The sequence below is a fragment of the Nocardia sp. NBC_01327 genome (assembly GCF_035958815.1).
In the GTDB taxonomy this organism is placed as follows: Bacteria; Actinomycetota; Actinomycetes; order Mycobacteriales; family Mycobacteriaceae; genus Nocardia.
The window spans coordinates 5,216,240-5,239,611 of record NZ_CP108383.1 but is presented as its reverse complement, the minus strand read 5'-3'; the positions used below and the strand labels follow the sequence as shown (position 1 = coordinate 5,239,611).

The window sequence follows — 23,372 nt, the reverse complement described above, 5'->3', positions numbered from 1 at the left end:
TCGAATTGTTTTGGGCTGCACGTGGAATGGGTTCAGGCTCGGTCGGTGCTGGATTTCCCCGAGCAGGTAGGTATCCCTGTTCGGGGACAGATCTTGGTCAGGCATGGGCTCCGGGCGGCGCCGCTGGTTCGAAGGCGGTTTCGAAGGCGCTGGGCGAGTACGCGCGCAAGTCGTTGTGCTCCTGGACGACCCACCACCCGAGATAGACACGGTGCCTGCCGCCGTCCAGGCTCTTGACCCACAGTGCGGGCATCCCGGCCTGGTCGTCGATCAGGTACCGACCTGTCGGAAGCCAATCGATCAGGGCCATGGTCGTGTCGCCGGTCAACTGCATCGCCTCGACCACGATGGGGCGCCGGCTGTAGGTCTCGATTCGCCGGGCGGGAGGCTGCCAGCCCACGGCGAGGATGGCTTCCGGGGCCTCGTCCCGGTGCTCGCGAATGATCGCGGTGAGTTGCTCTCGGGGGTCAGACATGGATCTCGTTCTCCTGGGCGGTGAGGGGTGCGACTGCGGCGACGTACGCCCACCGGAGGCCGTCCCCCGCGCTGCCATAGGTCTCGTACGCCCCGCCGCGCTCCTCGGAGTCGTCGAAGAGGTCGGGGTCCGCGGCCTTGATCGCAGCGAGGGCGTTGCGGTGTGCGAGCAGCTCGGCGGCGAGCCGTTGGGTCGTGGGCGTCCACCCGGACTTGGCGATCGCACGGAGTTGGTCATCAGTGAAGGGGGAGGTGGTCCGGTCAGGCATGGATCTGGTTCTCCTGGGTGGTGTGTGACTCGTCGTCGGCAGCTGATTTCGACCAGACAGATTTCGGGTTTATCCACAGGGCGCCGGGGCGCGTAGTGATGTCCGTTTTCAAGCCGGGGACGCCGCAGGTGTTGGTAGTGGGGGGGTTCTTTATTGGTGGAGGGTCGTATTTGGCACTCAGACTTTGTATTAACGGTTGTATTTGGCACTTAGACTCGTCGAATTTGGCACCTAGACTTATCGGCGTTTCACAAGTCTGGGTGCCAAATCCGACCCTTACACCCACCCGCGTTTCACAAGTCTGGGTGCCAAATACGACCCTTGAACCGGCAGCCTGTGGATAACTCCAGGTGCCAAATACGACCCCTAAACCGCGCCGTCGCACACCTTGGATTCGTCCGGATCGAGCATCGGCCGCCGAGGCAAATCCGGCGGATAGGACAGCCGGTACTCGTGCGACTCCCCGCCACGCCGATTGCCCTGTTTGACCAGCTCGACGAAACCCAACTCCCGAAGCTGTGGCAGATCCCGGTCGATGATCTTCACCCCGACCCGCATCACCAACGCCAGCTGCTTGGAACCGGGGAAGATGCGGGTCCCGTCGGAGTTGGCGTAGGTGGCCATCATCAACGCCAGAAACTTGACCTGGCTGGGGATTTGGACGCGCCGGATCATCCCGATCCATTCGTGCCGGTCGGCCGGCCACCGGGTTTGCCCGTCCGGGTAGGTCATGTACCCCGAGCGCCATTCCAGCAGCGGCCGCGCCAGCACGTCGTCGGCGACCGTCCGCCACTGCGACAGATCCGGTGGCGCCGTGAGCCGGTAGGAGTTGACCTCGGCCGCATAGCGGTTGCCCTGTTTGACGCGGGCCACCAACCCGAGCGCCTGCAACTCCGGCAACACCCGCTTGACCGTCCGCTCCCCCACACACATCACCAGCGCGAGGCGCTTCTGTCCGGGGAAGATGCGCGCCCCGTCGGGGTCGGCGTACGTGGCCATCGTCAACGCCAGGTATTTGACCCGGCTCGGAATGGCGATGCCGCGGATCATGCGTTCCCACTCGTACCGGGACACCGGGACGACGCTCGCGACGTCGCCGACCGTGTACTCGATCGAGACCATCGCACCCGCCTTCTACTGCCCTTGAATGCCGGCCCCGCACATCCCCCGCGATCGTTTCCATCAGCCATCTACCTCCGACCCGGTTGCCATCCCGATGCCATCGGCTTCCGACCCTGTTTCCATCGCGGACGGATCGGGATCAGTCAGCGGCGCAAGGGCTTCGATCACCTCCGCCATGTCCGGGCGATCGAGCTCATACAGCTCGATCGCGAGAGCTTGGCGAAGCATCGGACTGTCCACGGTCTCAGCGGCGCGGGCTGCGGTCGTCGCATGATTGCGATGCGCGGTGACACCGGAATCTCGGACGTATCCGCAGATCATCGCCTCGAATGTGTCGAAATCGATCACCACGAACCGCGCCGAGAGCAGCACCCGCAGGTCGGCACGAACACCGTCGGGAGTGAGTTCGTCGCACGCGGTGGCCCACTTGTCGACCATCAACGGCAGCACACCCGCCGACGACAGTGTGGGCTGCAGGATCAGGTCCGTGAGCAGGGCCTGCGCGGTGCGTGGAAGAACACGAAAGCGCGGATTGCCACGCAGCTTTCGCAGTATTCGGGTCACATCACGCGCCATGGGTCACCTGCCCGCCGACAGCGCCGGTTTGCCCCGCAGAGCTACCGGAATCGGACACCGTTGGGATCCGGATGGGTCGCAGATCCCACCCCGATGCCATCGGGCTCCGATGAGGCTCGGTCGGTACCATCGGCACTCGTGCGCGGTAAAGGCGTTGGCTCATGCCGCACCGTCCTCGGCAGGGTGTACCCGGCCATCGTCGGTGAGCAGAGCCCACCGGCCGCGGTACAGCACACGCACATCTGCCGCGGTCCGGGAACCGTTCTGCGACACGAGCCAGCCCTGCACCTTGGACGCATGGCGTGAGGAATCGGGCAGTTGCCCTTCAACTTTCGAACGGCAGTCGGCGGAAAGATGCAGCGCGTTCGCGGCGCGGTTCACCCAGGCCAGCGACGTATCATCGCTCCCCCAGGATCGCCGCAGGTGGATCACCTGCGCGGAACCGCAGGAATCGATCTCACAGATCCCGCCCGATCGTCTGGCCACGATCTCTTCCACCCGGGCAGGGAATCCGTCGCAGGTGACCTCCCGCTGACCTGGCAGGCGCGTCGACAGCCGTCGCAGCGCATCGACCGCGAAGTTCTTGAGGGTCGGTTGAACACTCATGCCGACATCGCCTCCGGCAGCCCGACCGCGCGGATGCGTTCCGCTGTCTCAGCTTTCGTCCACTTCCGCGCCGATTTCGGGCGCATGAACGCGGAGGTCGTGCCGGGAATGACCCGGGCGAGTTCATCGATCCGGAACATCCTCAGCCCCGAGTCCAGCAACATTTGGATGTGTTGACGGACCTCCTGGGCTGGTACGAGGCCCTTACGGCACGGCTGGCACAACGGGAACTCAAGGGTTGTCCGAGTGGCGGTAAACACGGTGCCGCAGTCGCTGCAGGTGAAATCCTTCGCCTGATTTCCGCCACCCGCAGCGACTCTCGCCCCTGGAGTGACGTCCGGGTGTTCGGCCCGCAAGCGCCGCGCATCGCCGCTGTGCCACAGACGGTAACCACCGGCCACCAGCTCGTGTTCGCCACTTTGTAATCCCCATGCGCCGCACTCGAGCCGCACCGGGCAGTCCTGGAAGCAGATTCTGCGCGCAACAGCCGCGGCCGGGTCGACGGTATTGCGGCACCACAACTCTGGGCTCTTGTGTCCACGGCACGCGGACTCATGCCACCAGTCGCTCATGCTGGTTCTCCGCCCGGCTCGGGCGCGGAAGGTACGTCAGCGTGGCCGGTGTCGATATCGGAGGCGGGGACATCGATCACGTCACCGAGGTCGTCTTGGGCCTGGCGCTCGATGAGCCGATCACGGAACAGGCCGCGCCCGTCCCGTTCGTCGACAGTGACAGCGACCCCGAGGAGCGGCGATTTCGGGAGCGGTTTGAGGACCTGGCGGATGCACGTCTTCTTTTCCATCCACCGTTGCGGGTCGGCGATCTTGCCTTTGGGTCCGACGCGCCCGTTGCGCAGTTCCTTCACTTCCTCGGGGGTGAGGACCACGAAATGTGTTGAGCCCGTGGTGAGTCGGGCGGTGGCGTAGTAGAAGATCACGTCACCGCGGTCCCCGCGGGTGGGCTTGTGCCGCAGGAACGACGCGGTGCCGTACTCGTAGTCGAAGTCGTCGCCCTCGTACACGGTGTGGGCGTCCAGGTGCGCGCCGGTCGGTGACTGGTAGAACAGCTTCGAGTACCCCTGGTACCCGACGATCAGCTGGCATTCCCACTCGCCCTTGTCCCGGAAAGGGACCAGGTAGCACTCACCGTTCACATCAGGTTCCAGCCCCAGCGCCGAGCTGGTCAGTAGCGCGCCGGCGAAACTCTCCGGTGAGCACATCGCCAGGTCGCGGTTCTTCCGCACCGCGGTGAGTGCGAGACGCGCGATGCGCTGGGCATCGAGATGTTTCGGCAGGGCGAGAGTGAGCTGACCCTGGACTGCTTGGATCGCTTGGAAGATGGTCTTGGGTCGGGTGTCTTCTGTGGTGTCGGGTGCGTTGGTGTCGCGCTGCGCGACCTGCTGCCGGACACGATCACCGAGGTTCTGTCCCACGAGTCAGCCTTCCGTGTCAGAGATATAGGGCATGGCCTTGAAGACCTGCGATTGGTACTTGCGCCACAGGTCCGGGTGGTCCTTGCGCAGCCCTGCCGAGTCGATGACGTCGACCTTCTTGCGGTACAGGGCAGCGGTTTCCGGCTCGGCGTCCTCGAATTGCTTCGGTGCCCAGCCGCCGCCGGTGATGCGTGCGATGGTCTCTCCCGCGACGGTGACCCGGTTCGCGCCGGCCATGATCAACCGCAGTTCGGCTTCGGCCTGAACCTTCGCGGACTTCCCCGCGGCTTCTCGTGCGCGGCCGCTCTGCCACTGCTCCGCCAGCTCCAGCGCTCGCAGCAGGGTGGTGTCATCCTCCAGATCGTCGAGCGCGATCGTGCGATCCTCGAGGGCGAAGCGGCGGATCAGCGCGGTCCGGGTCGCGTCGGAGGGGTCCATCGGCGGCGGGGTGTCGGTGAGGACATGCCGGTGCCAGAGCCGGTGTTCCTCGGCGATGATGTCCGCGATCAGGCCGTCGTCGCGCTCGACCCGCACGGTTTTCAATCGGTTGCCACCGACCAGGCCGGCCACCCACGCGTGTGTGGCGCCACTGACGGCCATGTTGTGCTGGCATTGCAGCTCGGCAGGATCGGGGATCTGCCCGTCCCAATCGGCGGCCATCCACTGCCCGGTGTTCTTGCACTCGATGATCCCGCCGTCGCTGGCGAATCCGTCGAGATTGGTTTGCTGCCAAGGATGTTCGAGCGAGCGCAGTGTGCCGGGCAGGGTGAACGTGAGGCCGAGTCGGCGCATCGCCTCGGCGCGGATGACCGGCTCGAGGAGATTGCCCCACAACATGTCTTCGGTCTCGTCGACCTCCGGTGCGCGACCGGTCTTGTCTTCCCACACGGTGTACGGGCTGGCATAGGGGCCGCGCATCCCCATGACCGCCGCGCAGTCCGACCCGCCCAAGCCTTCGCGGCGCACCCGTAACCACTCGGAGCGTTCGGCGCCGTAGGGCAGTACTTCCTCGCAGTGGTCGAGGATGCTCATCGGGTCACCGCCGCGGCGCGCAGCGGCCAGTCCCCGCACACCTGCGAGTCGTCTTCGCCGGAGCGGCGCAGATAGGCGGCGTAATCGACCTGCCGTGCCCGATGCCAATCCGCTTGTGCTGCCATCAACTGCTCAGCGTCCAGGTCAGCGATGAGGGGAAACAGGCGCGGCAGCTTCCATGCCAGCCGGGCGGTCGCCAGCGCGTCGGCGTCGGCGTTGTGCGCGGCCTCCCCCAACTCGATGCCGTAGTGCTCGCAGGTCACGCCGAGCGTGCGGCGGCCGCGCCGGAATTTGTCGACCTCACGATCGAGGACGAACGGGTCCACGACCGGCCCGACGACCAAGGGCGGGTAGCCCAGCCGCCGGCCTTCGCAGTCGATGATCGTCAGGTCGTAGGAGGCGTTGTAGATGGCCACGATCGCGCCGTCCGCCCAGATGCGTTCGAGTTCGTCGCGGATCTCCCGGTAGCCCTCGGCGTAGTCCTGTCCTTCGGCACGAGCACGGTCGGTGCTCACCCCGTGCACAGCGGCGGCCTCGGCGGGGATCGCTACACCCGGGTTGAGCAACCAGGTGCGGGTGGACTTGTCGACCCCGTCGATACGGATCACGCACGCGGTCACGATCCGCGCCGACAATGGGTCACGGCCGGTGGTTTCCAGATCGAAAGCAGCCAAAGGCATTTCCCGCCAGATGGCTTGCCTGACGGGACCTGTGGTGAGTTGGTCGGTCACGATGGTTCACTCCTGCCCGGAAATGAATGCGGCGATCTCACGGGAAATCTCGTTGTCGAAAATGGTTGCGGCACCGAATATTTCGATGTCGTGCACGACGAAGCGGACACGCCCGTGGGGTTCGTGGATGATGAGCAGCCGCGATCCGCCGCTGCGCCATTCGTTATCCGGAACACCGGCAGGGGTCGTGATGAACGCGGCGATCTCAGCGGCGGCGTGCGCACCGAGAGTGACCGCGAACCCGCTGGTCCCCGGTTCGTCGACTGCGACGAACGCGCCCCCGTCCGGGTCGCGTTCGATACTCAGCGTCGTGTACCGGTCTTTCCAGACGCGCCGCCACGGTTCGATGAACACCTGCCTCATGCCGGCACCGCCGCCCTTGTCGCGCTGCGAGAGCCCCGCACCGGCAGTGCCTGCGGGTTGTCGAGATCTTCTTCGTCCCACTGCATCGGCAGTGCCCATCCCTGCGCCAGCCCGTACCGGCGCGCAGACGCCGACGGCCCCGGTGTCATGTGCAGCTGGTCGAACAACTCGACCACCCGCTGGTGCCGGGCCTTGGTGACCATGGGCCGGTGACGGATCAGGGAAGACACATTCGTCGGTGCGGTGTCCAATTCCTCGGCCAGGCGCCACATCGGCCACCCTGCCGCGACCAGCGCTTGCAACCGCCGACGCGTGCCGAGCGACGTAACCGCATCACCGTCGCCGGGAGGGCGCCGCAGACCGGTCGCCGCTGCCACAGCGAGAATCGCTGTGGCGGTGTCCTTGTGGACCCACTTCAGGGGATCGTTCTTGCCATTGCCGCGGATCACAGACTCCACGACCGTGCGATGGATACCAGCCAGAGCGGCGATGCGCCGGTAGCTCACCCCCGCCGCTTTCAACGCGATGATGTGCGCCCGGACCGGCGCGACGTCCGAGCGCCCGTTCTCCCAACGGCCGTACGCCGTTTGGCGGCGACGCTGACGCCCGTAGCAGGCGTTGCACACCCCTCGCCGTAGCGGCCGATGGGTCTGGCGACCGCATTTGGGGTCGGTGCACCTCTTCACCGTCGCGGTGGCGGTCATGACTGCACCGCCTTGCGGTGGGCCGCGCAGTACCCGGCGTACCCGACGCGCCGGGTCCGGGCAGTCAACGGCAAAACAGTTCCGCACTCGAGGCACTGCCCCGGCGGGGGCGCCGCGACGTCGTCGATGCCCAGCATCGCCGCGAACATGGCGTACTCGCCCGTGTCAGCGGCGTAGGCCGCGACGACGCGCCCTGCCTGGTGTTTCGTGTCGTCGCTGAGTACAGGACTCGATATGAGTTCGGTTGCTGTGACGTGCTCGTTCACCAGCCGCTCCTGAGATGTTTGTGGCAGTGGGCGGCCCCTTTTCTGTCCAGGACCGGTCCGGCGGGGCGGGTGATCGTCGAGTCGCACACCACGCACTCCACGTCGACGTCGACCGCGCGCACCAGTCGGACGTTTTCCTCGCGGGCGTCCTCGGCCCGGCATTTCGTGCACGGTGCATCCGGGCTGCACTGCCCATGCCCGGAGCCGGGAGTATCAGACGGCACGCACCGGATGCAGCGGTGTAGTCCGCGGGTGGCCAGAACCGCCCCGATCGGCCTGCTCAGCGCGTTACCGCAAGCGACACAACCGATATAGGCCATCGAAGCGCGCACGACGGCGATGTTGCGGTCCCGGGTCGTGCCTCGGCGTCCTGGCCGGCACTGTTCGCAACCCCGGTTTGTGCAGCAGGGACTGATACCGGTCACATCGCTGTAGCGTCGACCGCTCATGATGCTGCCCACCAGTTGTCGCGACACCCCGAAGACATGCGCCATCCGCACCTGCGAGATGCCGCGACGGCACTCGGCAACAACGGTGAGTGCTTGCGCGTCGGTCAACGTGCGCGCGCGGCTCATCCCACACCCAATTCGTCAGCGACCCAGTAGTCGTGGCCGATGTCCCACTGCGCGCCGTCGTCTCGGCCGTCGTAGTCGAACGCATCGTCGTCGTCGATGGCCGCGGCGAAGACTCCGAGCAACACCAGCCAGATAGCCACCCACACCATCCACGACCGGACCAATTCCCATGCGAGCGCGTTCACGCTGGTTCTCCTACGATGGCGATGAATTCTTTGCCCACCTCACGGCGGATGGGATCGGTGTCTTCGCCGAGCTTTTCGGCGAAACGTTGTGCGGCGTCGAGCTTTTCGTCACGCTCGTGGTCGCGAGCAATGTGCTTCTGGGCTCTTTCGACCAGGTCATCGGTCATGACGGTGCTCCCGTCGAACTGGGGAGTGTTCGGGCTCGTACCCGGCGGCGAGCAGGCACCGGCCGTGATCGGTACCCGGGGTTCCGATGATCGGAATCCACGACAGCAACCAGCCGCCATCGGTGCACGCGAACATCTCCGTGGTGTCCGAGCACGCCACAGCGGACACCTGCACGAACAAGGTCACCCCACCGCACCCGTGCGGGGTGTGGGACACGAACGGAATGCCGGGATCGATGGCATACACGGCCGCGCCGACGATGAACGGCCCGAACTCGGTCGTCGGAGGGATCGTGGTCCGGTAGGCGGTTCCGGTCATCGGGCCACCACCTCACCGGACAGATCCGCCGGCATCTCCCTCGCCGCCAGGGCCACCGAGATCTCCTCGATCAGAGCGGCGGCGTGCTGCGGGTCCACGTACAGATTCAGGCCCGCACCGAGGTAGATGGCGACTTTCCCGATGTCCTGTGACCAGTACGCGGACGGCCTCGCCACTACGCCTTCGACGGAGAAAAATGACGGCTGCGCGCTCATTCCGACGCTCCCTGACCAGTGTGCCGGGCAAGCCATGCCTGCGGGGGCAACCACCCATCGATCGGTCCGGAGAACTCGCCACGATCGACGATCTCCCCGGGTGCGATCTCCTCCGCCCTGCTGGCATGCAGTGCCATGCGGATGAACGGCAGCAAGTCGGCCACGCTGAGACGGCTCATGCGCTGGCCTCCTCGGCAGCGGCCGCCAGGAACCAGATGTGCGCGGCGATATCGGCGGCCGGCGAGCCCTGGTCGTCGAGGATGACGGTCGTGAGGTAGCCGAACGCTCGCGGCTCGGACAGGCGGCGGATGATGCTCGCCATCCCGAATTCGACAGAACCGGTTGGCTCGGTGGACAATTCGGCGAGATACTTCTCGCACAGGGGAGAGTGGATTGCCATTGGGTAGACTCCCTATTGTTCTAATTGGTGGAACACGGGCCGTGAGAGCGCTAACTCAGACCGGCCGATCCCCGACCTCGTCAGTCGGGACGTTGGAGGCACCCCCCGCAGCGGCAATCGACGTCGCGTATTGCGTTGCGGGGGATGCGGCCTCATCGCCAGGAGCTACGTCATCTGGCAGTGAGGAATTCAGGACGTGGAGCAGGGCGCGAACCAGCGGGCGCATCACCGCTCCTCGTCATCGAAGAACAGGCCCGCGCCGACCATCCAGAGCGCGGCCACGGCCGTTCCCGTGAAGATGGTGGCGAGGCATGCGCTGACACCGGAAGTGAACTCGTCTGCGTTGATCCAGCCCTTGCCATAGACCGCCCAGAACACCACCAGCAGCGCCGCCGGAATGTCGACCGACCACGCGACGATCAGCTTGGCGATGGGCCACGCCTTGCGGAGACGGTTCATCGCCGCCTCCCCCGTGAGAAGAACGCACGGGATACCAACGGCCACAAGGCGAGGGAGACGAGTGACCAGGCGGTGACGAAGACGATGACGGCGGTCATGACGCCTGCGACCAGTAGTCGGAGTTGAGGAAGGTGTCAGAATCCGCGTCGAGGACTTCGGCGATGGCCTCGAGTTCGTCGACGGTGAATGGCGTCAGGTTGGCCAGCCGCCGGCGGAGGGTTTCCCGGGCGATTCCTGATTGGTCCGCGACCTCTCTGACTGAGAGTCCGGAGTCCTCGATTGTCGTGTTTACTCTCGCGGCTATGTTCTGTGACCATGCGGTTGAACCACCCATATGGAGTACCGTACGCCCCATATGGGGCGGGTGCAATGGGGTTGCTGGACGTCATCAGACGGGACGGTCGGTCCTGAGTTTCGGGGGGATTGCCGCGTTTGCCTGCGGATTAGCTACACCGGAGACCTACCTCACGCCCCATATGGGGCAGTAAGCTACCCATATGGCTACGAACGCACGCACTATCGGGGAGCTCACGCGGCTACTCGTTACCGAGATACGGGCGACTCTCAGTCGCCTGCGATGGACTCAACCCGACCTCAGCGAGCGAGCGGGAGTCCCTCTACGAACGTTGGAGAAGATCTTGCGATCGGACAGTGCACTCGACGTCGAGCAACTCGACCAAATCGCCAAGGCGTTCGGCATCAGCCCCGAGGAGCTGATCGCCGCCGCCCGTCACAACGAGAACATCTACTTACCCAACGGCCGGCTCAACCCGGAACTCATCGCGGGCACGGCCCCTTCGGCCGAGACAATTGCGCGCATCGCCGCGCGCCATCCTTCGTCGGACGCGGGATAACGCATCTTCACGTCCACAATCCACTTCGCGCCGTGCCTCACCCAGCCTTCCATGCAGGGGCGCCCGAACAGCAACACTTGAATGGCAGCCATGAGCAGGAAGGCCGTTTGTGATGCGCTCAGGGCGAGCCGTGGGATCGCATCGACGAGATCGCCTGTGTTGACAAGTGTTCCGATTGTCGCCCATCCGTTGCCCGAAGAAACCTCACCTTCCGGCTGCGACTGTGTGATTCCAGGTATTTTGAAATCGGCCGCATCGCAATACGATTGGTCTAGACGATCGTCGAACATCGCATGCCACCTTCTAGTTAATGCCCCGACCCCTGCGCCCAATATGTCGCAGATGTGCCATGAATGTTAGTTCGCGCAGGATAACAATCAAGACTTTCGGGGCATGTTTTCCCTCTAAAACTCAATCCGAACCACGCGCGTTGTTCCGCAAATATGCAGCTATGCAACAGTTTTCGAAGCCAAACCACACAGACCGTTCGGTTCGACACGCCTGCGGACGGCGCGAATAATGAAATAGCTGACGTTCCGGGGCGGGCACGTCCAGGGGGCTGGCGCGGAATTCTCAGCAAACAATCCGGAACTGATCCAAAATTTGCGTTGACTGGTAATAACCAGGCAGCCTGTGGGAAGATTGGCCGAATTCCGCACGTTTGATTTGATGTAACTCATCGACACTGTAAAGAGGAATGGCACAGACCGTCTCAACAATGGCACAAAATTGGTTGCGGAATACCCGCACAACGTTAGTCCACTGTTAGTGGAATGTCAGTAATGGACTTGTACCCCGAGCAACACAGTTCCGAAACCAACAAAAATCGGCCATCCGACTATGTCGGATGGCCGCTACGCTCCCCGACCACCTGGCGCAGCAGCGTCCGATGAGAGCGCTTCCGAGGTCCGCTGATCGCGGCTGGCCGCCGTAGCGCCCTGCAACAACAGGCTGCCGTGGACAGAGCTGCTGTTCGGAAACATCGCCCTGCGGTTCGACCGACACCGCGGCCTTCAATGCGACCCGGTGCGATTCCTCGTACCCGGCCGGAGACCAGCAGCTGCCAAGCGACGCTGCCGCGCAGGGGCGCGAGCAGCAGCTCGTCGTTTGGACGTGCAGAAAGCCGCCCCAGGCTTATGCCGAGGGCGGCTTTCATTGACGAGCACAGCGGAACGAAATCCTCTGGCACCCTTGTATGTTACGCCGCGACGCCGACTCTGCGGCTGAGTTCGCGAACCTCGTCGCGCCGTCCCGTAGGCGGCTTCTTCTGCAGGTCGAGAAGTAGCTCCCGCGCGAAACCGTTGTACTTGATCGTCTCTGGTGCCGTCTGCTCGGCCTGCGTCAACATTGCGAGCGTCGCCACTGATTCACCGCGCTGCGCATGCGCTCGCGCCACTTCGATGAAGTGCCGGCTACGTCGCGGTACCGAAATGATCTGACTTGCATCGAATCCACTCGCTGCTTGCAATGCCTCGCCAGCGCGGCGCAACTCCACACTCAACGTGACCGCGTGCGCAGACATCACCGGCACCGAGAACGACGTCTGAACGTGCCGATACGCGGGCCCGAGCTTCTTCACGACCTTCTCAGCACGCTCCCAATGAGCCCAAGCATCCCCGTATCGTCCGCGGCGGGCGTGGACGTAACCGATCTCGGCGTCCAATGCCCCAGCGATCCCCCGCCAGTCGTCGGCAGTCCCGTCCCGATCGGTGAACGGAGACAACCGCGTCACCGAATCGCGAGCCAGATCAACTGCTTCCTCCCACCGGCCACTGTCACGTAGAGCCTGCACCATTGCCCAAGCGCTGCAGGCGATCACATAGGGATCGTCACTTTCGTAGCCCTCATTCATGCCCCGGTCGGCGACCATCCACACCAACTCCGGTGCCGGCTGATACGCAACGTAAAAGTCCGCAAGCTGGTAAACCCCAGCCAGCAGTTTGCGCGCAGTCCGACGTTCCTCCCCCATCTGCCGCGCAGCACTCTGCGTGTCGCGGATCAGGCCAGGAAGCACCGCGCCCAACTGGGTGCGATGGTCGGGACTGGAATGCCTGATGTGCCAAGCCTGCCGAAGCCGTTCGGCCAGATATTGCGGGCTCGACGGCAGGTCGCTGTTCGTGATCCGGAAATCAGTGAGCGCGGCTTGCACTTCCGTCAAAGCAGCATGCCGCTGGCCGGCGAAGACAACGACAGGCACCGTCATGCCGTCCCCGGTGAGGATCGACAAGTCCGCCAAGTCCAAAGCCTGGGCGATGCGAAGCAGCATCGGCAGGCGTGGAGTCTGCAAGCGGCCGTTCTCGATAGCCTTCAGCCACTCGGCCGATTTGCCCAATAGGTCTGCCATTACGGGCCGGGACATCCCGGCCCGTACGCGCTGTGCCTGAATCCGCCGACCGATTGCGGCGCTTTCCCCGCCATCCACTTTTGTGGCCTTCCGCTGGGTATTGCTCGTCAGGGTCAAGCCTAGCCAAAAGGCAGGGGGTACGGAATGTACCCGGTGGTTTCGGTGATCGGACATAGCGTTCAAGCCAGCGCCCGACACCGGGTAGCCCACGCCCCGCAAGGGGAAAGACGTCGCCGATACCGCGTGCGTTTGTAGCCATACTTTCGCGACGGATCGGCGGCGTCCCTCCACACCGAGACACCCCCACCAAACAGAACAGCCAACCCGAGGTTCCGATGCTGACGACATCGCTCTTCTTGCCCGGCTTGACCGCGGCCCTCGCGGTGATCGCTTACGGCGCAATACGTCTGCCGCTCACAGAGCCCAGACACGCCACACCGACACCACCGCGCCGACCGCGACCGGCCGAGGACTCGCCTAGATATACCAGCCCGTGGCCGTGCGGATGGCCACACGACGCACCCGATCAACCCCTGACCCTGCTCCAAGCGCACCAGGCCATGCAATCGCACCGCGAATGCTCCATCAAGGAGTGTGCGCGCAAAGCCGCGGCCTTCGACGCCCTTATCGGAGCCGGTGCGATCAAGCCGAGGACGCGATGAACATCACCTCTGCTCTCAAAGACCAATGGGCGCAACAACACTCGGACTGCGATGGCAATCCCCCTCCGATGCCCCTCGAAGAAGCTCGATGTGTCCTCACCGCCCACGCCGGACACGGCAGCGAATGCCGCCAGTTCGCGACCGCGCTCGACTGCGTCACGGCCTCCCGGATATGACCGAACAAGACGAAGTAACGAGACCGACTGTGCGCGAGCTACTTTCGGCGATGGCCGGGAACTGGGACAGGACCGACCCTTACGTTCAAGTACTGCGGTGTGCGTGGGTACTGGCCCGATTGGACGACTGGTTCACCCCAGCGGCCATTACCACTCTGCATCTGGTTGGCGACGGTTCGGAGTCCATCGCCTACAGCGAGACCGGCGCTACGGTTTTGGAATCCCTCGACCTGGACCTCGGCCTCGCGAACAGGCAGGGGCTGATCGACCGGATCGCGGCCGAACTTCACGGCGACACCGCATACGCGGAGGCGGTGGATCGGCTAGCGGTATGCGTGAGCGCTGTACACCGAGCAATGGCCGACGGCACATCACCGGATGAAAGCCTCGACGCCCTCAGCGAGGCCAAACACGACTACGAACTGAGATACGAGCAGGTCGAGTCGGTCGATCGCGGCGTCTCCTGACTCGCCCGACACGAAATACACCACACCACAACTGAACCAGTAGAGAAGAAGCTGTCGTGCACACTGCCAACCACTGCACAATGTCAGTACGCCACCGTGACGAGAGGGGACCAGCATGGAAGACCCCGACGACGATCTCGACCCCAACGGCCAACCGGACTACAGCCAGCCCCCCGGCCTCGACCAGCACCCCGATTTCCTCGAGTTCCTGGACCGCGCCGACGACGAACTGCGCCAGCTGTGTGACCGCGATATCCCCGAACTCGGGCAGCGACCAGACCCGTGGACGCGTGAGGGCCTGCAAGTCATCGCACAGGCCGCACTGCGCGAACTGCCGGACATTCGTTCCCTCACTCGCGAGCAAGCCGCCCTGTTCGGTCGGATGGCCCGCGGTATCGGGCACACCTTCGTCCTGGCCGGCGGCGGCCACTGGGAGTACATGGTCTTGTCGTGGCGCGGCGATCGTCCCGCCCCACCTGCGCCGGTCGTTGTACCCGCGTCGTCCCCGGCGTGGGTCACCCCCGGCACCCTGGTCGGTGGCGTCATCCTCTCCGGCACCGATATCGGCCTCCTGGACCTCTACGACCACACCGTCGCCGACCATGCCGCATGGGTGGCGGCCGGAACGCCCGACCCTCACGACTGGTTCGCCCAACAGCACTGATCCCGCCCGGTACCCGGTGGGGGTCGCGGCATGAGCGCCCCCATCGACCCGCCCGATCCCGAACAGCCTCCCGGCCGGCCTCCGATCGGGGACCACGGCATCACCCCCGCCGGGGACCGAGGCCACGCGGCCTACTCCCAGCCCCGCGCCGAACGCCTGCGTGATGTTGTCGGGCAAGTCGAACTCCACGAGATCCGTAACCCCGTGGACTGGCGCGCCGAGGTCGACCGGTGGGGTAACCGCCGTGAACTCCACGACGCCCTGATGTTCGGGCTGCAAGCAATCGACAACCGCACCGCCGCGCAAGGCTACGAAAACGAATACCCCGTGCAAACCCCGCACGGGTGGCGACGCTTCGACGTCGCCGCGGTGGTCCGTGTCCCCGGCCAGCCCGACATCGTCGCGCACTCGGTGGAGATCAAAGCCGGTTACACCCCGCGCGACGAGGCGCTGCTCCAGCTCCAGAAAGAGGAGTACCTACTCCGGCGCAACACCCTTACCAAGTCCGAGTATGTGGTGCGCACCCTGCACGATATGGACGCCGAAGTACTGGCGAAGGCTCGTGAGCTGGAAGTGGCCTTCCCGGACCGATTCGGGGTGCGCGAACTGTCGCCCGAAGCCTTCGAGCGCGCCGTGAGTCTCGGGCGCCCGATCGTGCAGGCACGTGCGGTGGAGCGGATGCGCGAGGCGATCGAACAGATCCGCAACGTCCCCGAACTGGCCGTGGCCCGTGACGCCATCACCAAATTGACCCAGGAAATCGAACGTGGAAGAGAAGCCGGAGCCCCGATCCCGTTGCAGGTGTTGCTCGGTGGCCGCGCGGACATCATGGAACTGGTCGCTGCCGACCGGGACATCACCCAGCGCACCGACGACATCGCCCGCGATCGTGAACGGCTGCCGGTCCGCCAAGCCCTGCTCTTCGAGGAGCATCAAGCTCAGAGTCGCGAAGAACGTCAGCAACAGCTGCTCCGGGACATGGACGCGATCAACCGGGAGATCGATAGAGCAGCGGAAGCGACAGCCGCGCAGGCACGCCCGGACCTCTCGCGTGAACTCGAACAGGTGCGAGAACTCGCCGATCAAGCAGGCACCAACGCACGCAGTCTTTCCGATGACGAGTTGGCTCGCACCGAGCGCGAGCTGCAGTACCGCATGAACGTGATCGGCGACCGGGAACGCGACGCCGAGCAGCGCGCCCTCGAGCAGGAAGGTCTGCACCCGGCGCACGTCGATCAAGTCGCCGACCAGTTGGACAAGAAACGCGCCGAACGCGATCGGGAGATCCAACGATCCATCGAGCGTGTCGGTCAGGAAGTCGCCACCCGCGAAAACCAGAGGCAGATGGATGTACGGATGGCCGAGCACAACCGGTCGATCGAACGCGCTGGGCTCCTGACCGAAACCAACATTCGCGCCCAGGAACTCACCCACCTGGCCACGAATCACCGCCAGCTCTACCGGGATCATGAGATCGAGCAGGTCCGCGCAGCGACCAAAGACCTCACCCTCGAACGCGAGCAGGCACGTGCACTCAACGCCCAGGTCTACGACGCGTTCAAAGCAGGCCACTCCCGCTACGAACCCGAAACCAGCTCATGGGTTCTGCGGATCGAAGGCAGAGAGGTCCGCGTCAGCCTCGACGCACCCGAGCGGTCGGTCGCCGAGGCAACGAAAATGGCCGAGAAAATGCTGGACCCCCGCGCCATCGACATGATGGCAAAAATGAACCCGGCGCAACCACCGGCGAACGCCCGAGAAGTAGACGACGAACGCGCACACGCCGAACAAGACCAGGCAAGGCGCACACGAGAACTCGAACGACAGGGCCGTGAGCGCGAGATGCCCGGGCCGACCTAGCAGCCACTCGCCAGCACCGACATCCTGTGCCAAAAATACAGAAGAAGCCCCGACCGGGTACCGGTCGGGGCTCTCTGCTGGCAGGCTCCATCATCTATCCGGCCTGGAGGGACGCGTTCATGAGGCAAGCCATCGGGACGATCCTCTTTCTCCTCTGGATGGTCATGGTCGCAGTCGCGATCATCGCCCTCATTCGAGGTCATATCGACTGGCTCAGGCTACGGAATCGCAAATCCGCTGGTGTGCTGCTGGCCGCATCGTTCGTGGTAGTCATCGCCGGTGGCCTGAGCACGCCGAAGCACACCGATACCAAACCTGCTGCCGCAGTTGCACAATCCGTACAAACCACCGCCGCGCCGACGACAACTGTTGCGCCAGCGGCGACCTCGGCAATCGCGAGCTCAGCGACGACGACTGCGACGGCCCCGAGCGCCACCGAACCACCGGATACCGTCCTCATGCCGAACCCCAACGAGGTGTCGTGTTCGGATGTCGGAGGCGTGTTCGTTCCTCACGGTATCGACGGCCGCGGCGACTGCGAACCGGCCGATAGCCGACCGCATTGCCATGTGGCTCCTGGTCTGCAGGACGGCAACTACGTCGCGGAACTGATCATGGATCCACCATTCCCAGCAGGCAAGATCAACCTGATGGTCACACGGGTGGAGCTCGACGGCGCGAGCAACGCGGACTGCTGGAAAGTACCCGCGAAGTAGCACATCCCCGGCGCATTGTGCGACAGCTCAGTTCACCCGTTGAGCCGCGCCAACCCTGTTTGGGCGAACCGCGCGAGCGTGTCGCAGCTGTCGGCCGACTCGAACGCAGTCAGATCGAGCACACGCTGCCCGGCCAGAACCACAAGCGTCGGCAGCGGCCCATGGGCACCGGCGGCCAGCTCACAGAACGCGTCATCGCCGAGCTTCGGAACAGTCTGGTGCTCGGCCTTCTCCGCTTCTTTCGCCCACTTGGAGAAGAAGCCTCGCGAATCCAGGCCGTCGGGTTCCCCGCCGGTGCCGACCATGCCAACGACCACCATGTGCGCCGGGTCCGTCTCGTGCGCCGAGTAGGTGCACTGCAGTCCAGGGTCCTCGTGCTCGGATGTTCCGACATCGATCGCCGAGACGTCACCGGCAGAGACAGAGACAGAGAAGATTCCCGCCGCCTGCACCGAAGTGACCAGGTCGCACAGCGTCGAGATCGGCGCGGCCCATTGCGAGTCCGCAGACTGTGATGTTGTCGCGACCGGACTGACCGATGCGGGAGTCGTCGGCGGGGTCGGGCCCGAGGCGGTCGAACTTGACCCGCACCCGGCGATCAGCAGCGTCGACGCCAGAACCGTTGCCGCGCAATTGAAACGCATGCGATGACCCTACAAGGTCGGCTGCGCCCCGAGCGCGATCTGACTCACAACCCTAAGTCGAGGCTCAGCTGCTGGGGCTCCGATCCCACCTCGACGACTGCTGACAGCGCCCCGGCACCGCCCATCAGCGCCCGCACCCGTGGTGTGTTTACATGCTTTTGGCCCATCCACGCGGCTACCTCTCTCGGGTCCATCCCTGAAGCGAGTAACCGAGTTTCGGCTGTTGCACGCAGCCGGGCAGGATTCAGCAGTGGACGCACCACATCAGCGGCAGCCCCGACTCTGGCCACAACCCTGCGCAAGCTTCGGTTGTCCTCGAAGCGCTGGCGCGTATTCAGGCTGATGAACAGCGCATGCTCGGACCTGATTCGAGGCCGCCGGCATCCGTCGCCGTCCAGGATTGAGCGTCGCACGGCCAACCAGCCCTCGAGAACCCGTGTTGTGGGGCGCGTCAGCTCCCGATCCCGCACAGCCCCGTCCAGAGACGTCAACCGAATCCATCCGGCCCGCGCCGACAGCGAAAGGTCTTCGGCATTGAGCGCCAACAATTCTGAGGTCGTCGGACCGACCTGCAACCCCAACTCCACCAGCGCGTAATCGCGTGCCGATCGCGCAGCTGCTGCTGCTCGCACCCGTGACACCTCCTGCCGTGTCAACGCACCCGGCACCGCCTGCGGGACGTCTACCGGCTCCACTCCGACCTCACTGAACCCGAGGTACGCGTAGAACGCGCGCAGAGCCGCCAGCGTCACATTGTGTGTCGCCGGGAACTCCGTCAAATACGCCACCACCGCATCATCGTGTGCCGCTCCGTCATCCAACGCGTCTGGATGAGCCTCGTTGGCCACCAACCACTTTCGATATCGGAGCGCCTGCTTGTAGTACTCCTCCCGCGTCCCCTCGGTAAACGAACGCCCGGCCAACCACAGCCAGAACTCGTCCCGATCCCGGCCACGCAATCCGGCTACACCGGACTCCCGCAAAACCGCCAAATCCTGCCCACTCAACGCCATCGCGCCCATCAGCCTTCGCTTCTTGTGCCAGCGTGGATGGCTTCAGAATCGCAGGTGGCACCGACAAACTCAGCCACCTCGAGTTTTCGGGCATCGAGCGATCCTTAGGTTGGCCGAAAACTCGAGGCGTTCTGGCCGTGGTCACAGCTGCCTGAGAACGCGAAAGACGCCCCGCTCCTGTGCCGGACCAAACCGGGAGGAGCGGGGCGTCCGGAAGCGACTGGTTGGTCCGCTGTCGCAGAGCCAAAGTGCCTGTACGCGAAGCTGATTCGATCACTGCGTGTTAATGTGCAGCGTGCCGGGCGCCCCCCGGCGGGGATGAAAGCAGGAATCGTGGGGCTGATCCGAAAGTCAGTAAGTCTTTCTACTATGGGCCTCGTGCGCTGGAGCAATCCGGCAGCAGATGCCGCCAAATATGCGCGGCAGACCCGTAATGCGGCACGGATGCAGGTAGCGCAGAACGCGCAACAGCTCCAGGCGCTACGCCAGCAACAAACCGCGCTCGATCACGCGAATACGCGGGAAGCGGTGCGCCCGAACCCGACTCCGCCCGGCTGGTTCGGCGACCCTGGCTATCCAGGGCAACTCCGGTGGTGGGACGGCATCCAATGGACACAGCATGTTCAGGCTGCACCTTCTCCCCCGCCGCCGCCCGCAGCTCCGTATAGCCGCTAAGCGGCGTTGATTGCCGAGGCCAGCCGGTCGAGGTAGCCGCCAGCGATATAGGCGGTCGTGTGAGCGCCGCCGACGGTGTAGCCCTCCATGGCCGCGGCCGCGGTGGACCATAGTCGCCACGTGGCGACCGGGTGCAATAGCGAGCCGAGATCGTCGGGTTGCCATCGGTGGGTGCGGACCCTGTCGATGAGATCTGTTGTCCAGCCGCCGGTGTCAGCGAGGCTGAATGCGGATATGCCGTCAGCGAAGGTGCGCAGTGGGCTGTCGCTTGGGCAGGAGGTGATCACGTCGGCCGGGTTCGCTGCCTCCCATACCGGGATCGCCGGCCACGGCCCGTGTTGTCCGGCAACCCCGAATCCGAAGGGCTGCGGGTCTATCGAACTATCTTGTGCGCGTGCGGGGTTCGCCACGGTCCCCACCCATGCGACCTCACAATCGGCGTATTCGCCGCGCGCTTTGGCTTCCAGGAATCCGGATACCACGAGGGCTCCGAGGCTGTAGCCGAGCACACCGACCGTGTTGGGGGTGGAGCGGATCAGGTTGGCGAGGTTGATAATCCCTTCCCGGACCGATTCGTCCTCGCTTGCGCCGCAGATGTTCCAGGCCGCGCCGGCCGCGCCGACGGTCGCCGGATACGACACGTCACCGACGATTCGGAACTTCGTTGTATCCAGCAGCGCGGTGACGTGAGCGAGCATGTTGGTGGCGCCCTGGAACGGTTCGCCGGTGCCGCGGCAGGTGACGACGTCGACCGGCATGGGTGGGCCTCTCAGCTGAAGGTGAGGAAGGTGTTCGTCGACCCGGACGACAGCGTGCCGCTGGCACCGAACGGGGTGGTGTATTCGAGCCACACCAGATCCCCCCGCGCCAGGGTGATGGATGCGGGTGTGAAAGTGCCGGAACTGGACCCGAAGGCGACCGAGTACGTGCCGAAAGAGGACGCGTTCTTCATGATCGTCATCGTCAGCGCGGACGCGGTGCCCCAGGAGCTGGTGACTGTCGTCTTGGAGTTCACTGTCCACGTCCCGGCGTTGTCGGCAACCAGTTTGGAGGAGGTGATCACCGTGCTCGGGAACCCTGATCGGGCCGTCCAGCCGGTGACCTGCGCGGTGGTGCCGGTGCCCATGCTGAAGTTGCTGGTCAGGTTCATGCCCATGGGGTGGGCGCCCGCGGCAGCGCGGAGGAACAACATCAGAGCCACTGACCGATCAGGTCGACGGTCAGCCGCAGCCCCGGAGTCGTTCCGACAGAGGTGACGTTGCATTGGACGAACGTCCCTGCGGCGATCAGCCACGGCCCGGTGACAAGGGTTTTCGTGTTCGCGACGTTCCATGCCGCTGACGCCACACTGGCACCCGACAGCGCGGTGCCGGTAGAGGCGTTGGTGGTGTTGGTGTAGAGCTGCGCGGCGGAGGTCCCGGAGGCGTCGGCGGTGCCGATGCGGAATTGCACCGCTTGCACTTCCATGGCCTGCGGAACGTAATAGCCTTCCGGCGAGTCCCCGTATCCGGTTGCGCGGATGGAGGATTGGACGAGCCAGGAGATATGGGCCGGGGTGCTCGCCTCCTGGTTGAACCAGACACCACCGCTGTACACGAGGACAGCGGTGGCGAGGTAGTTGGTGAGCGTGAGCGAGGTGACGCCGGTGACGTTGATGACGTCGGTGCTGCCACCACGGGCGACCGTGACCGCGTTGGTGCTGGTGTCGGTCTTCATGACCGTGACCCGGGTGCCGGCGATCGGCGCAGTGGGCAAGGTGACGGTGAACGCGCCGCCGCTGGCCGAGCACACGACCAGGTCCCCGGCGGCCGCGGTGTAGGCGCCGGTCTTCGTGGCGGTCGGCATCTGGGTCGGTGCCTGCCAGGTGGCGTTGCCGGACGCATCGGAGGTCAGCAGGTACCCGTTGGTCGCGGAGTTCGTGACCGCGAGGTTCCCGGTGGAGGTCGTCCCGGCGACGGTCAAGTTCGAGGAGCTGGTGAAGTTCGGCACCCGGAACTGGCCGCGGCGGGCCACATTCCAGTACTGCGGATAATCCGAATCGACAAAATCCGACCTCAGTGTGGTGATGTTGTTCAGGCCGAGGCCTTCGTAATTGAGCCCGGACCCGGGGAACGTCATCTCCGTCTGGGTGCCGCCGGCGTCGGCGTTGAATTCGCAGCCGATCACGCTCGGCTGGCGGCAGTAGTTCCAGATGACGCCGGTCGTCCGGGCGGCGATCTTGCAGCCCGACAGCATCATGGAGGAGGGTCCGCCGTTGGTGGAATCACCGACCACCAGGGCGTTGTCGGTGCCCTCGAACCAGCAGGCATCGACGACCCATGTGTTCGCCGACCCGTCGATGTGGATGTGGTCCAAGGTCGAATAGGGGCTGGAGGCGGTGCCGATGAATTCGGACGCCACGACGACCAGGCCCGCGTTGCCGGAGTTGCCGGTGCCCAGCACGGACTTCCAGTTGTTGGTGAAGCGACTGTTCGTGACCTCGTTCTGGATGCACGAGGTCTTCAGCCCGATACCGAGATTCGCGAAATGGCTGCTGTGGATGCGGGTGTTGCCCGTATTGGAGGACAACGACAGCCCGACCTGGCCCTGATAGGTGGAGACGGTCTTGTCGGTGTGCGCGCCCCGGATCCGGACCTTGTCGACCTGGCACAGGAAGCAGCCGGACAGGCTGATCGCGGTCGCACCCGCTCCGGAGAGGTAGATGCTCAGCGCCGAGAAGGTGACGTCCTGAAGGCTCGAGAGGCTGAAAAGCGTGGACGTGCCGCCGTATTGGAGTTCGGAGTTGAGGCCGTTGCCGAACAGGTACTGCCCGCTCGCGACGGTCAGCGCGCTGGTGACCTTGTAGGTGCCGGTCGGGAAGTACACCGCAGCGCTGGCGGCCAAGGCCGCGTTGATGGCGGCCGTGTCGTCCACGGTGCCGTCGCCGACGGCGCCGAAGTCCGTCACGGACACGGACCGGCCGCCGACCAGAGGGAAGAGCAGGGTGGGGCCGCTCAGAAGTGTCATTGCGGTCCCCCTACGCGGAAACGGTGCCGGTGAGAGTCAGGTTGACCGCAGATGCGGTGCCCGAATACCCGGTGATGAAGTCACCGGCAGTCAGCATGGCGCCACCCAGATATGGGGTGAGACTGACTGACTCGCCTGCCTTGAGCTGGTACCCGTGCACCACGTGATGACCCACCCCTGCGGTATCGCCGGAGCGGGCGTGACCGATGAACACTGTGGCTGTGGAGGAAGTGACGTTGCAGATCACCGCGGTGGCGATCTTCACACTGCTCAACGCCGGGCACGTGTAGACGGCCGCATCCGAGGTGCCAATCGGCCCCCACAGCAGGAGTTCCGGCGTCATCGTGGTCGCCAGCAACAAGTTCGTTGTCATGGTCCTCTATTCAGTTGTGCATC

At 64.7% G+C, this 23,372-nt stretch carries 35 protein-coding genes; 6 read left to right on the top strand and 29 right to left on the bottom strand.

The genetic code is table 11. From position 1 onward, the window contains the following. Positions 1–97 precede the first annotated feature (97 nt). The 21 genes from OG326_RS24075 to OG326_RS23975 all read right to left on the bottom strand — a co-directional run bounded on the left by OG326_RS24075 (position 98) and on the right by OG326_RS23975 (position 10,229). The gene (locus OG326_RS24075) at positions 98–475 is read right to left on the bottom strand and encodes a hypothetical protein (protein ID WP_327139378.1); all 378 of its coding nucleotides are present in this window, start codon (positions 473–475) and stop codon (positions 98–100) included. Beyond that, complete coding sequence (locus OG326_RS24070; protein ID WP_327139377.1) at positions 468–743, bottom strand: hypothetical protein; 276 nt, start codon at positions 741–743, stop codon at positions 468–470. Before OG326_RS24070 ends, OG326_RS24075 begins: the two co-directional genes overlap by 8 nt. Before the next feature lie 366 nt (positions 744–1,109). After that, entirely contained in the window at positions 1,110–1,865 is a 756-nt protein-coding gene (locus OG326_RS24065) for a helix-turn-helix domain-containing protein (RefSeq protein ID WP_327139376.1), read from the bottom strand. A gap of 60 nt (positions 1,866–1,925) precedes the next feature. After that, complete coding sequence (locus OG326_RS24060) at positions 1,926–2,441, bottom strand: hypothetical protein (protein ID WP_327139375.1); 516 nt, start codon at positions 2,439–2,441, stop codon at positions 1,926–1,928. A gap of 159 nt (positions 2,442–2,600) precedes the next feature. Continuing rightward, positions 2,601–3,047, bottom strand: coding sequence for a hypothetical protein (locus OG326_RS24055; RefSeq protein ID WP_327139374.1), 447 nt, complete (start codon positions 3,045–3,047; stop codon positions 2,601–2,603). After that, positions 3,044–3,619 (bottom strand): WhiB family transcriptional regulator, encoded by a 576-nt coding sequence (locus tag OG326_RS24050; RefSeq protein WP_327139373.1) that lies wholly within the window; start codon positions 3,617–3,619, stop codon positions 3,044–3,046. The genes OG326_RS24055 and OG326_RS24050 overlap by 4 nt, the downstream gene beginning before the upstream one ends. After that, entirely contained in the window at positions 3,616–4,479 is an 864-nt protein-coding gene (locus OG326_RS24045) for a recombinase RecT (protein ID WP_327139372.1), read from the bottom strand. Before OG326_RS24045 ends, OG326_RS24050 begins: the two co-directional genes overlap by 4 nt. Positions 4,480–4,482: 3 nt before the next feature. After that, positions 4,483–5,511, bottom strand: a complete 1,029-nt coding sequence (locus OG326_RS24040; protein ID WP_327139371.1) for a YqaJ viral recombinase family nuclease — start codon at positions 5,509–5,511, stop codon at positions 4,483–4,485. Beyond that, entirely contained in the window at positions 5,508–6,242 is a 735-nt protein-coding gene (locus tag OG326_RS24035; RefSeq protein WP_327139370.1) for a 3'-5' exonuclease, read from the bottom strand. The genes OG326_RS24040 and OG326_RS24035 overlap by 4 nt, the downstream gene beginning before the upstream one ends. Positions 6,243–6,248: 6 nt before the next feature. After that, positions 6,249–6,605, bottom strand: a complete 357-nt coding sequence (locus OG326_RS24030) for a hypothetical protein (RefSeq protein WP_327139369.1) — start codon at positions 6,603–6,605, stop codon at positions 6,249–6,251. Next, complete coding sequence (locus OG326_RS24025; protein ID WP_327139368.1) at positions 6,602–7,309, bottom strand: hypothetical protein; 708 nt, start codon at positions 7,307–7,309, stop codon at positions 6,602–6,604. The genes OG326_RS24030 and OG326_RS24025 overlap by 4 nt, the downstream gene beginning before the upstream one ends. After that, positions 7,306–7,575, bottom strand: coding sequence for a hypothetical protein (locus OG326_RS24020; protein ID WP_327146772.1), 270 nt, complete (start codon positions 7,573–7,575; stop codon positions 7,306–7,308). The genes OG326_RS24025 and OG326_RS24020 overlap by 4 nt, the downstream gene beginning before the upstream one ends. Next, a complete protein-coding gene (locus OG326_RS24015; protein WP_327139367.1) occupies positions 7,572–8,150 on the bottom strand; it encodes a hypothetical protein in 579 nt (192 codons plus the stop codon). The genes OG326_RS24020 and OG326_RS24015 overlap by 4 nt, the downstream gene beginning before the upstream one ends. Then, entirely contained in the window at positions 8,147–8,335 is a 189-nt protein-coding gene (locus tag OG326_RS24010) for a hypothetical protein (protein ID WP_327139366.1), read from the bottom strand. Before OG326_RS24010 ends, OG326_RS24015 begins: the two co-directional genes overlap by 4 nt. After that, positions 8,332–8,502, bottom strand: coding sequence for a hypothetical protein (locus tag OG326_RS24005; RefSeq protein ID WP_327139365.1), 171 nt, complete (start codon positions 8,500–8,502; stop codon positions 8,332–8,334). Before OG326_RS24005 ends, OG326_RS24010 begins: the two co-directional genes overlap by 4 nt. Further along, a complete protein-coding gene (locus OG326_RS24000; RefSeq protein WP_327139364.1) occupies positions 8,492–8,821 on the bottom strand; it encodes a hypothetical protein in 330 nt (109 codons plus the stop codon). Before OG326_RS24000 ends, OG326_RS24005 begins: the two co-directional genes overlap by 11 nt. Beyond that, positions 8,818–9,036, bottom strand: coding sequence for a hypothetical protein (locus OG326_RS23995; RefSeq protein WP_327139363.1), 219 nt, complete (start codon positions 9,034–9,036; stop codon positions 8,818–8,820). The genes OG326_RS24000 and OG326_RS23995 overlap by 4 nt, the downstream gene beginning before the upstream one ends. Further along, positions 9,033–9,215, bottom strand: coding sequence for a hypothetical protein (locus OG326_RS23990; protein WP_327139362.1), 183 nt, complete (start codon positions 9,213–9,215; stop codon positions 9,033–9,035). The genes OG326_RS23995 and OG326_RS23990 overlap by 4 nt, the downstream gene beginning before the upstream one ends. Beyond that, positions 9,212–9,436: a hypothetical protein gene (locus tag OG326_RS23985; RefSeq protein ID WP_327139361.1), complete on the bottom strand. Its 225-nt coding sequence runs from the start codon at positions 9,434–9,436 to the stop codon at positions 9,212–9,214. The genes OG326_RS23990 and OG326_RS23985 overlap by 4 nt, the downstream gene beginning before the upstream one ends. Before the next feature lie 225 nt (positions 9,437–9,661). Further along, on the bottom strand, positions 9,662–9,895 hold the full coding sequence (locus tag OG326_RS23980; RefSeq protein WP_327139360.1) for a hypothetical protein: 234 nt from the start codon (positions 9,893–9,895) through the stop codon (positions 9,662–9,664). A 94-nt stretch (positions 9,896–9,989) separates the two neighbouring features. Next, positions 9,990–10,229 carry a helix-turn-helix domain-containing protein gene (locus OG326_RS23975; RefSeq protein WP_327139359.1) on the bottom strand — a complete coding sequence of 80 codons (240 nt, stop codon included), beginning with the start codon at positions 10,227–10,229 and terminating at the stop codon, positions 9,990–9,992. Positions 10,230–10,392: 163 nt separating this feature from the next. On the opposite strand from OG326_RS23975, the gene OG326_RS43060 reads away from it, so the two are divergent. Then, positions 10,393–10,749, top strand: coding sequence for a helix-turn-helix domain-containing protein (locus OG326_RS43060; protein WP_442790821.1), 357 nt, complete (start codon positions 10,393–10,395; stop codon positions 10,747–10,749). On the opposite strand, the gene OG326_RS23970 is transcribed toward OG326_RS43060, so the two are convergent. Both OG326_RS23970 and OG326_RS23965 read right to left on the bottom strand, forming a co-directional pair. Beyond that, on the bottom strand, positions 10,641–11,039 hold the full coding sequence (locus OG326_RS23970) for a hypothetical protein (RefSeq protein WP_327139358.1): 399 nt from the start codon (positions 11,037–11,039) through the stop codon (positions 10,641–10,643). The two genes, OG326_RS43060 and OG326_RS23970, sit on opposite strands and share 109 nt — an antisense overlap. A 908-nt stretch (positions 11,040–11,947) precedes the next feature. Next, complete coding sequence (locus OG326_RS23965; protein ID WP_327146565.1) at positions 11,948–13,171, bottom strand: helix-turn-helix domain-containing protein; 1,224 nt, start codon at positions 13,169–13,171, stop codon at positions 11,948–11,950. Between the two features lie 789 nt (positions 13,172–13,960). Here OG326_RS23965 and OG326_RS23960 point away from each other — a divergent pair. From OG326_RS23960 to OG326_RS23945, 4 genes are all read left to right on the top strand, one after another. Beyond that, a complete protein-coding gene (locus tag OG326_RS23960; protein ID WP_327139357.1) occupies positions 13,961–14,398 on the top strand; it encodes a hypothetical protein in 438 nt (145 codons plus the stop codon). A 115-nt stretch (positions 14,399–14,513) separates the two neighbouring features. Further along, positions 14,514–15,062, top strand: coding sequence for a hypothetical protein (locus tag OG326_RS23955; protein ID WP_327139356.1), 549 nt, complete (start codon positions 14,514–14,516; stop codon positions 15,060–15,062). A gap of 30 nt (positions 15,063–15,092) precedes the next feature. Further along, the gene (locus tag OG326_RS23950; protein ID WP_327139355.1) at positions 15,093–16,922 is read left to right on the top strand and encodes a hypothetical protein; all 1,830 of its coding nucleotides are present in this window, start codon (positions 15,093–15,095) and stop codon (positions 16,920–16,922) included. A gap of 119 nt (positions 16,923–17,041) precedes the next feature. Continuing rightward, positions 17,042–17,638 carry a hypothetical protein gene (locus OG326_RS23945; protein ID WP_327139354.1) on the top strand — a complete coding sequence of 199 codons (597 nt, stop codon included), beginning with the start codon at positions 17,042–17,044 and terminating at the stop codon, positions 17,636–17,638. 32 nt (positions 17,639–17,670) lie between these two features. Here the strand turns inward: OG326_RS23945 and OG326_RS23940 are convergent, their stop codons facing one another. Both OG326_RS23940 and OG326_RS23935 read right to left on the bottom strand, forming a co-directional pair. Beyond that, positions 17,671–18,282: a hypothetical protein gene (locus OG326_RS23940; protein ID WP_327139353.1), complete on the bottom strand. Its 612-nt coding sequence runs from the start codon at positions 18,280–18,282 to the stop codon at positions 17,671–17,673. A 44-nt stretch (positions 18,283–18,326) separates the two neighbouring features. Continuing rightward, entirely contained in the window at positions 18,327–19,304 is a 978-nt protein-coding gene (locus OG326_RS23935) for a site-specific integrase (RefSeq protein WP_327139352.1), read from the bottom strand. A 309-nt stretch (positions 19,305–19,613) separates the two neighbouring features. Between OG326_RS23935 and OG326_RS23930 the strand changes: the two genes are divergently transcribed. Further along, positions 19,614–19,970 (top strand): DUF2510 domain-containing protein, encoded by a 357-nt coding sequence (locus OG326_RS23930; protein WP_327139351.1) that lies wholly within the window; start codon positions 19,614–19,616, stop codon positions 19,968–19,970. On the opposite strand, the gene OG326_RS23925 is transcribed toward OG326_RS23930, so the two are convergent. From OG326_RS23925 to OG326_RS23910, 4 genes are read right to left on the bottom strand one after another with little or no spacing between them, the layout of a single operon-like run. Beyond that, positions 19,967–20,728 (bottom strand): PE-PPE domain-containing protein, encoded by a 762-nt coding sequence (locus OG326_RS23925; protein WP_327139350.1) that lies wholly within the window; start codon positions 20,726–20,728, stop codon positions 19,967–19,969. The two genes, OG326_RS23930 and OG326_RS23925, sit on opposite strands and share 4 nt — an antisense overlap. Before the next feature lie 11 nt (positions 20,729–20,739). Further along, positions 20,740–21,162 carry a hypothetical protein gene (locus OG326_RS23920; protein WP_327139349.1) on the bottom strand — a complete coding sequence of 141 codons (423 nt, stop codon included), beginning with the start codon at positions 21,160–21,162 and terminating at the stop codon, positions 20,740–20,742. After that, positions 21,162–22,976: a glycosyl hydrolase family 28-related protein gene (locus OG326_RS23915; RefSeq protein WP_327139348.1), complete on the bottom strand. Its 1,815-nt coding sequence runs from the start codon at positions 22,974–22,976 to the stop codon at positions 21,162–21,164. Before OG326_RS23915 ends, OG326_RS23920 begins: the two co-directional genes overlap by 1 nt. Before the next feature lie 10 nt (positions 22,977–22,986). Next, positions 22,987–23,349 (bottom strand): hypothetical protein, encoded by a 363-nt coding sequence (locus OG326_RS23910; protein ID WP_327139347.1) that lies wholly within the window; start codon positions 23,347–23,349, stop codon positions 22,987–22,989. Positions 23,350–23,372 lie beyond the last annotated feature (23 nt).

Excerpts from the sequence above, each read along its gene's own strand:
- OG326_RS24075 (WP_327139378.1), bottom strand. The coding sequence starts at position 475 with ATGTCTGACCCCCGAGAGCAACTCACCGCGATCATTCGCGAGCACCGG.
- OG326_RS24070 (WP_327139377.1), bottom strand. The coding sequence starts at position 743 with ATGCCTGACCGGACCACCTCCCCCTTCACTGATGACCAACTCCGTGCG.
- OG326_RS24065 (WP_327139376.1), bottom strand. The coding sequence starts at position 1,865 with ATGGTCTCGATCGAGTACACGGTCGGCGACGTCGCGAGCGTCGTCCCG.
- OG326_RS24060 (WP_327139375.1), bottom strand. The coding sequence starts at position 2,441 with ATGGCGCGTGATGTGACCCGAATACTGCGAAAGCTGCGTGGCAATCCG.
- OG326_RS24055 (WP_327139374.1), bottom strand. The coding sequence starts at position 3,047 with ATGAGTGTTCAACCGACCCTCAAGAACTTCGCGGTCGATGCGCTGCGA.
- OG326_RS24050 (WP_327139373.1), bottom strand. The coding sequence starts at position 3,619 with ATGAGCGACTGGTGGCATGAGTCCGCGTGCCGTGGACACAAGAGCCCA.
- OG326_RS24040 (WP_327139371.1), bottom strand. The coding sequence starts at position 5,511 with ATGAGCATCCTCGACCACTGCGAGGAAGTACTGCCCTACGGCGCCGAA.
- OG326_RS24030 (WP_327139369.1), bottom strand. The coding sequence starts at position 6,605 with ATGAGGCAGGTGTTCATCGAACCGTGGCGGCGCGTCTGGAAAGACCGG.
- OG326_RS24025 (WP_327139368.1), bottom strand. The coding sequence starts at position 7,309 with ATGACCGCCACCGCGACGGTGAAGAGGTGCACCGACCCCAAATGCGGT.
- OG326_RS24015 (WP_327139367.1), bottom strand. The coding sequence starts at position 8,150 with ATGAGCCGCGCGCGCACGTTGACCGACGCGCAAGCACTCACCGTTGTT.
- OG326_RS24005 (WP_327139365.1), bottom strand. The coding sequence starts at position 8,502 with ATGACCGATGACCTGGTCGAAAGAGCCCAGAAGCACATTGCTCGCGAC.
- OG326_RS24000 (WP_327139364.1), bottom strand. The coding sequence starts at position 8,821 with ATGACCGGAACCGCCTACCGGACCACGATCCCTCCGACGACCGAGTTC.
- OG326_RS23995 (WP_327139363.1), bottom strand. The coding sequence starts at position 9,036 with ATGAGCGCGCAGCCGTCATTTTTCTCCGTCGAAGGCGTAGTGGCGAGG.
- OG326_RS23990 (WP_327139362.1), bottom strand. The coding sequence starts at position 9,215 with ATGAGCCGTCTCAGCGTGGCCGACTTGCTGCCGTTCATCCGCATGGCA.
- OG326_RS23985 (WP_327139361.1), bottom strand. The coding sequence starts at position 9,436 with ATGGCAATCCACTCTCCCCTGTGCGAGAAGTATCTCGCCGAATTGTCC.
- OG326_RS23980 (WP_327139360.1), bottom strand. The coding sequence starts at position 9,895 with ATGAACCGTCTCCGCAAGGCGTGGCCCATCGCCAAGCTGATCGTCGCG.
- OG326_RS23975 (WP_327139359.1), bottom strand. The coding sequence starts at position 10,229 with ATGGGTGGTTCAACCGCATGGTCACAGAACATAGCCGCGAGAGTAAAC.
- OG326_RS43060 (WP_442790821.1), top strand. The coding sequence starts at position 10,393 with ATGGCTACGAACGCACGCACTATCGGGGAGCTCACGCGGCTACTCGTT.
- OG326_RS23970 (WP_327139358.1), bottom strand. The coding sequence starts at position 11,039 with ATGTTCGACGATCGTCTAGACCAATCGTATTGCGATGCGGCCGATTTC.
- OG326_RS23955 (WP_327139356.1), top strand. The coding sequence starts at position 14,514 with ATGGAAGACCCCGACGACGATCTCGACCCCAACGGCCAACCGGACTAC.
- OG326_RS23950 (WP_327139355.1), top strand. The coding sequence starts at position 15,093 with ATGAGCGCCCCCATCGACCCGCCCGATCCCGAACAGCCTCCCGGCCGG.
- OG326_RS23945 (WP_327139354.1), top strand. The coding sequence starts at position 17,042 with ATGAGGCAAGCCATCGGGACGATCCTCTTTCTCCTCTGGATGGTCATG.
- OG326_RS23940 (WP_327139353.1), bottom strand. The coding sequence starts at position 18,282 with ATGCGTTTCAATTGCGCGGCAACGGTTCTGGCGTCGACGCTGCTGATC.
- OG326_RS23935 (WP_327139352.1), bottom strand. The coding sequence starts at position 19,304 with ATGGGCGCGATGGCGTTGAGTGGGCAGGATTTGGCGGTTTTGCGGGAG.
- OG326_RS23930 (WP_327139351.1), top strand. The coding sequence starts at position 19,614 with ATGAAAGCAGGAATCGTGGGGCTGATCCGAAAGTCAGTAAGTCTTTCT.
- OG326_RS23925 (WP_327139350.1), bottom strand. The coding sequence starts at position 20,728 with ATGCCGGTCGACGTCGTCACCTGCCGCGGCACCGGCGAACCGTTCCAG.
- OG326_RS23920 (WP_327139349.1), bottom strand. The coding sequence starts at position 21,162 with ATGTTGTTCCTCCGCGCTGCCGCGGGCGCCCACCCCATGGGCATGAAC.
- OG326_RS23915 (WP_327139348.1), bottom strand. The coding sequence starts at position 22,976 with ATGACACTTCTGAGCGGCCCCACCCTGCTCTTCCCTCTGGTCGGCGGC.
- OG326_RS23910 (WP_327139347.1), bottom strand. The coding sequence starts at position 23,349 with ATGACAACGAACTTGTTGCTGGCGACCACGATGACGCCGGAACTCCTG.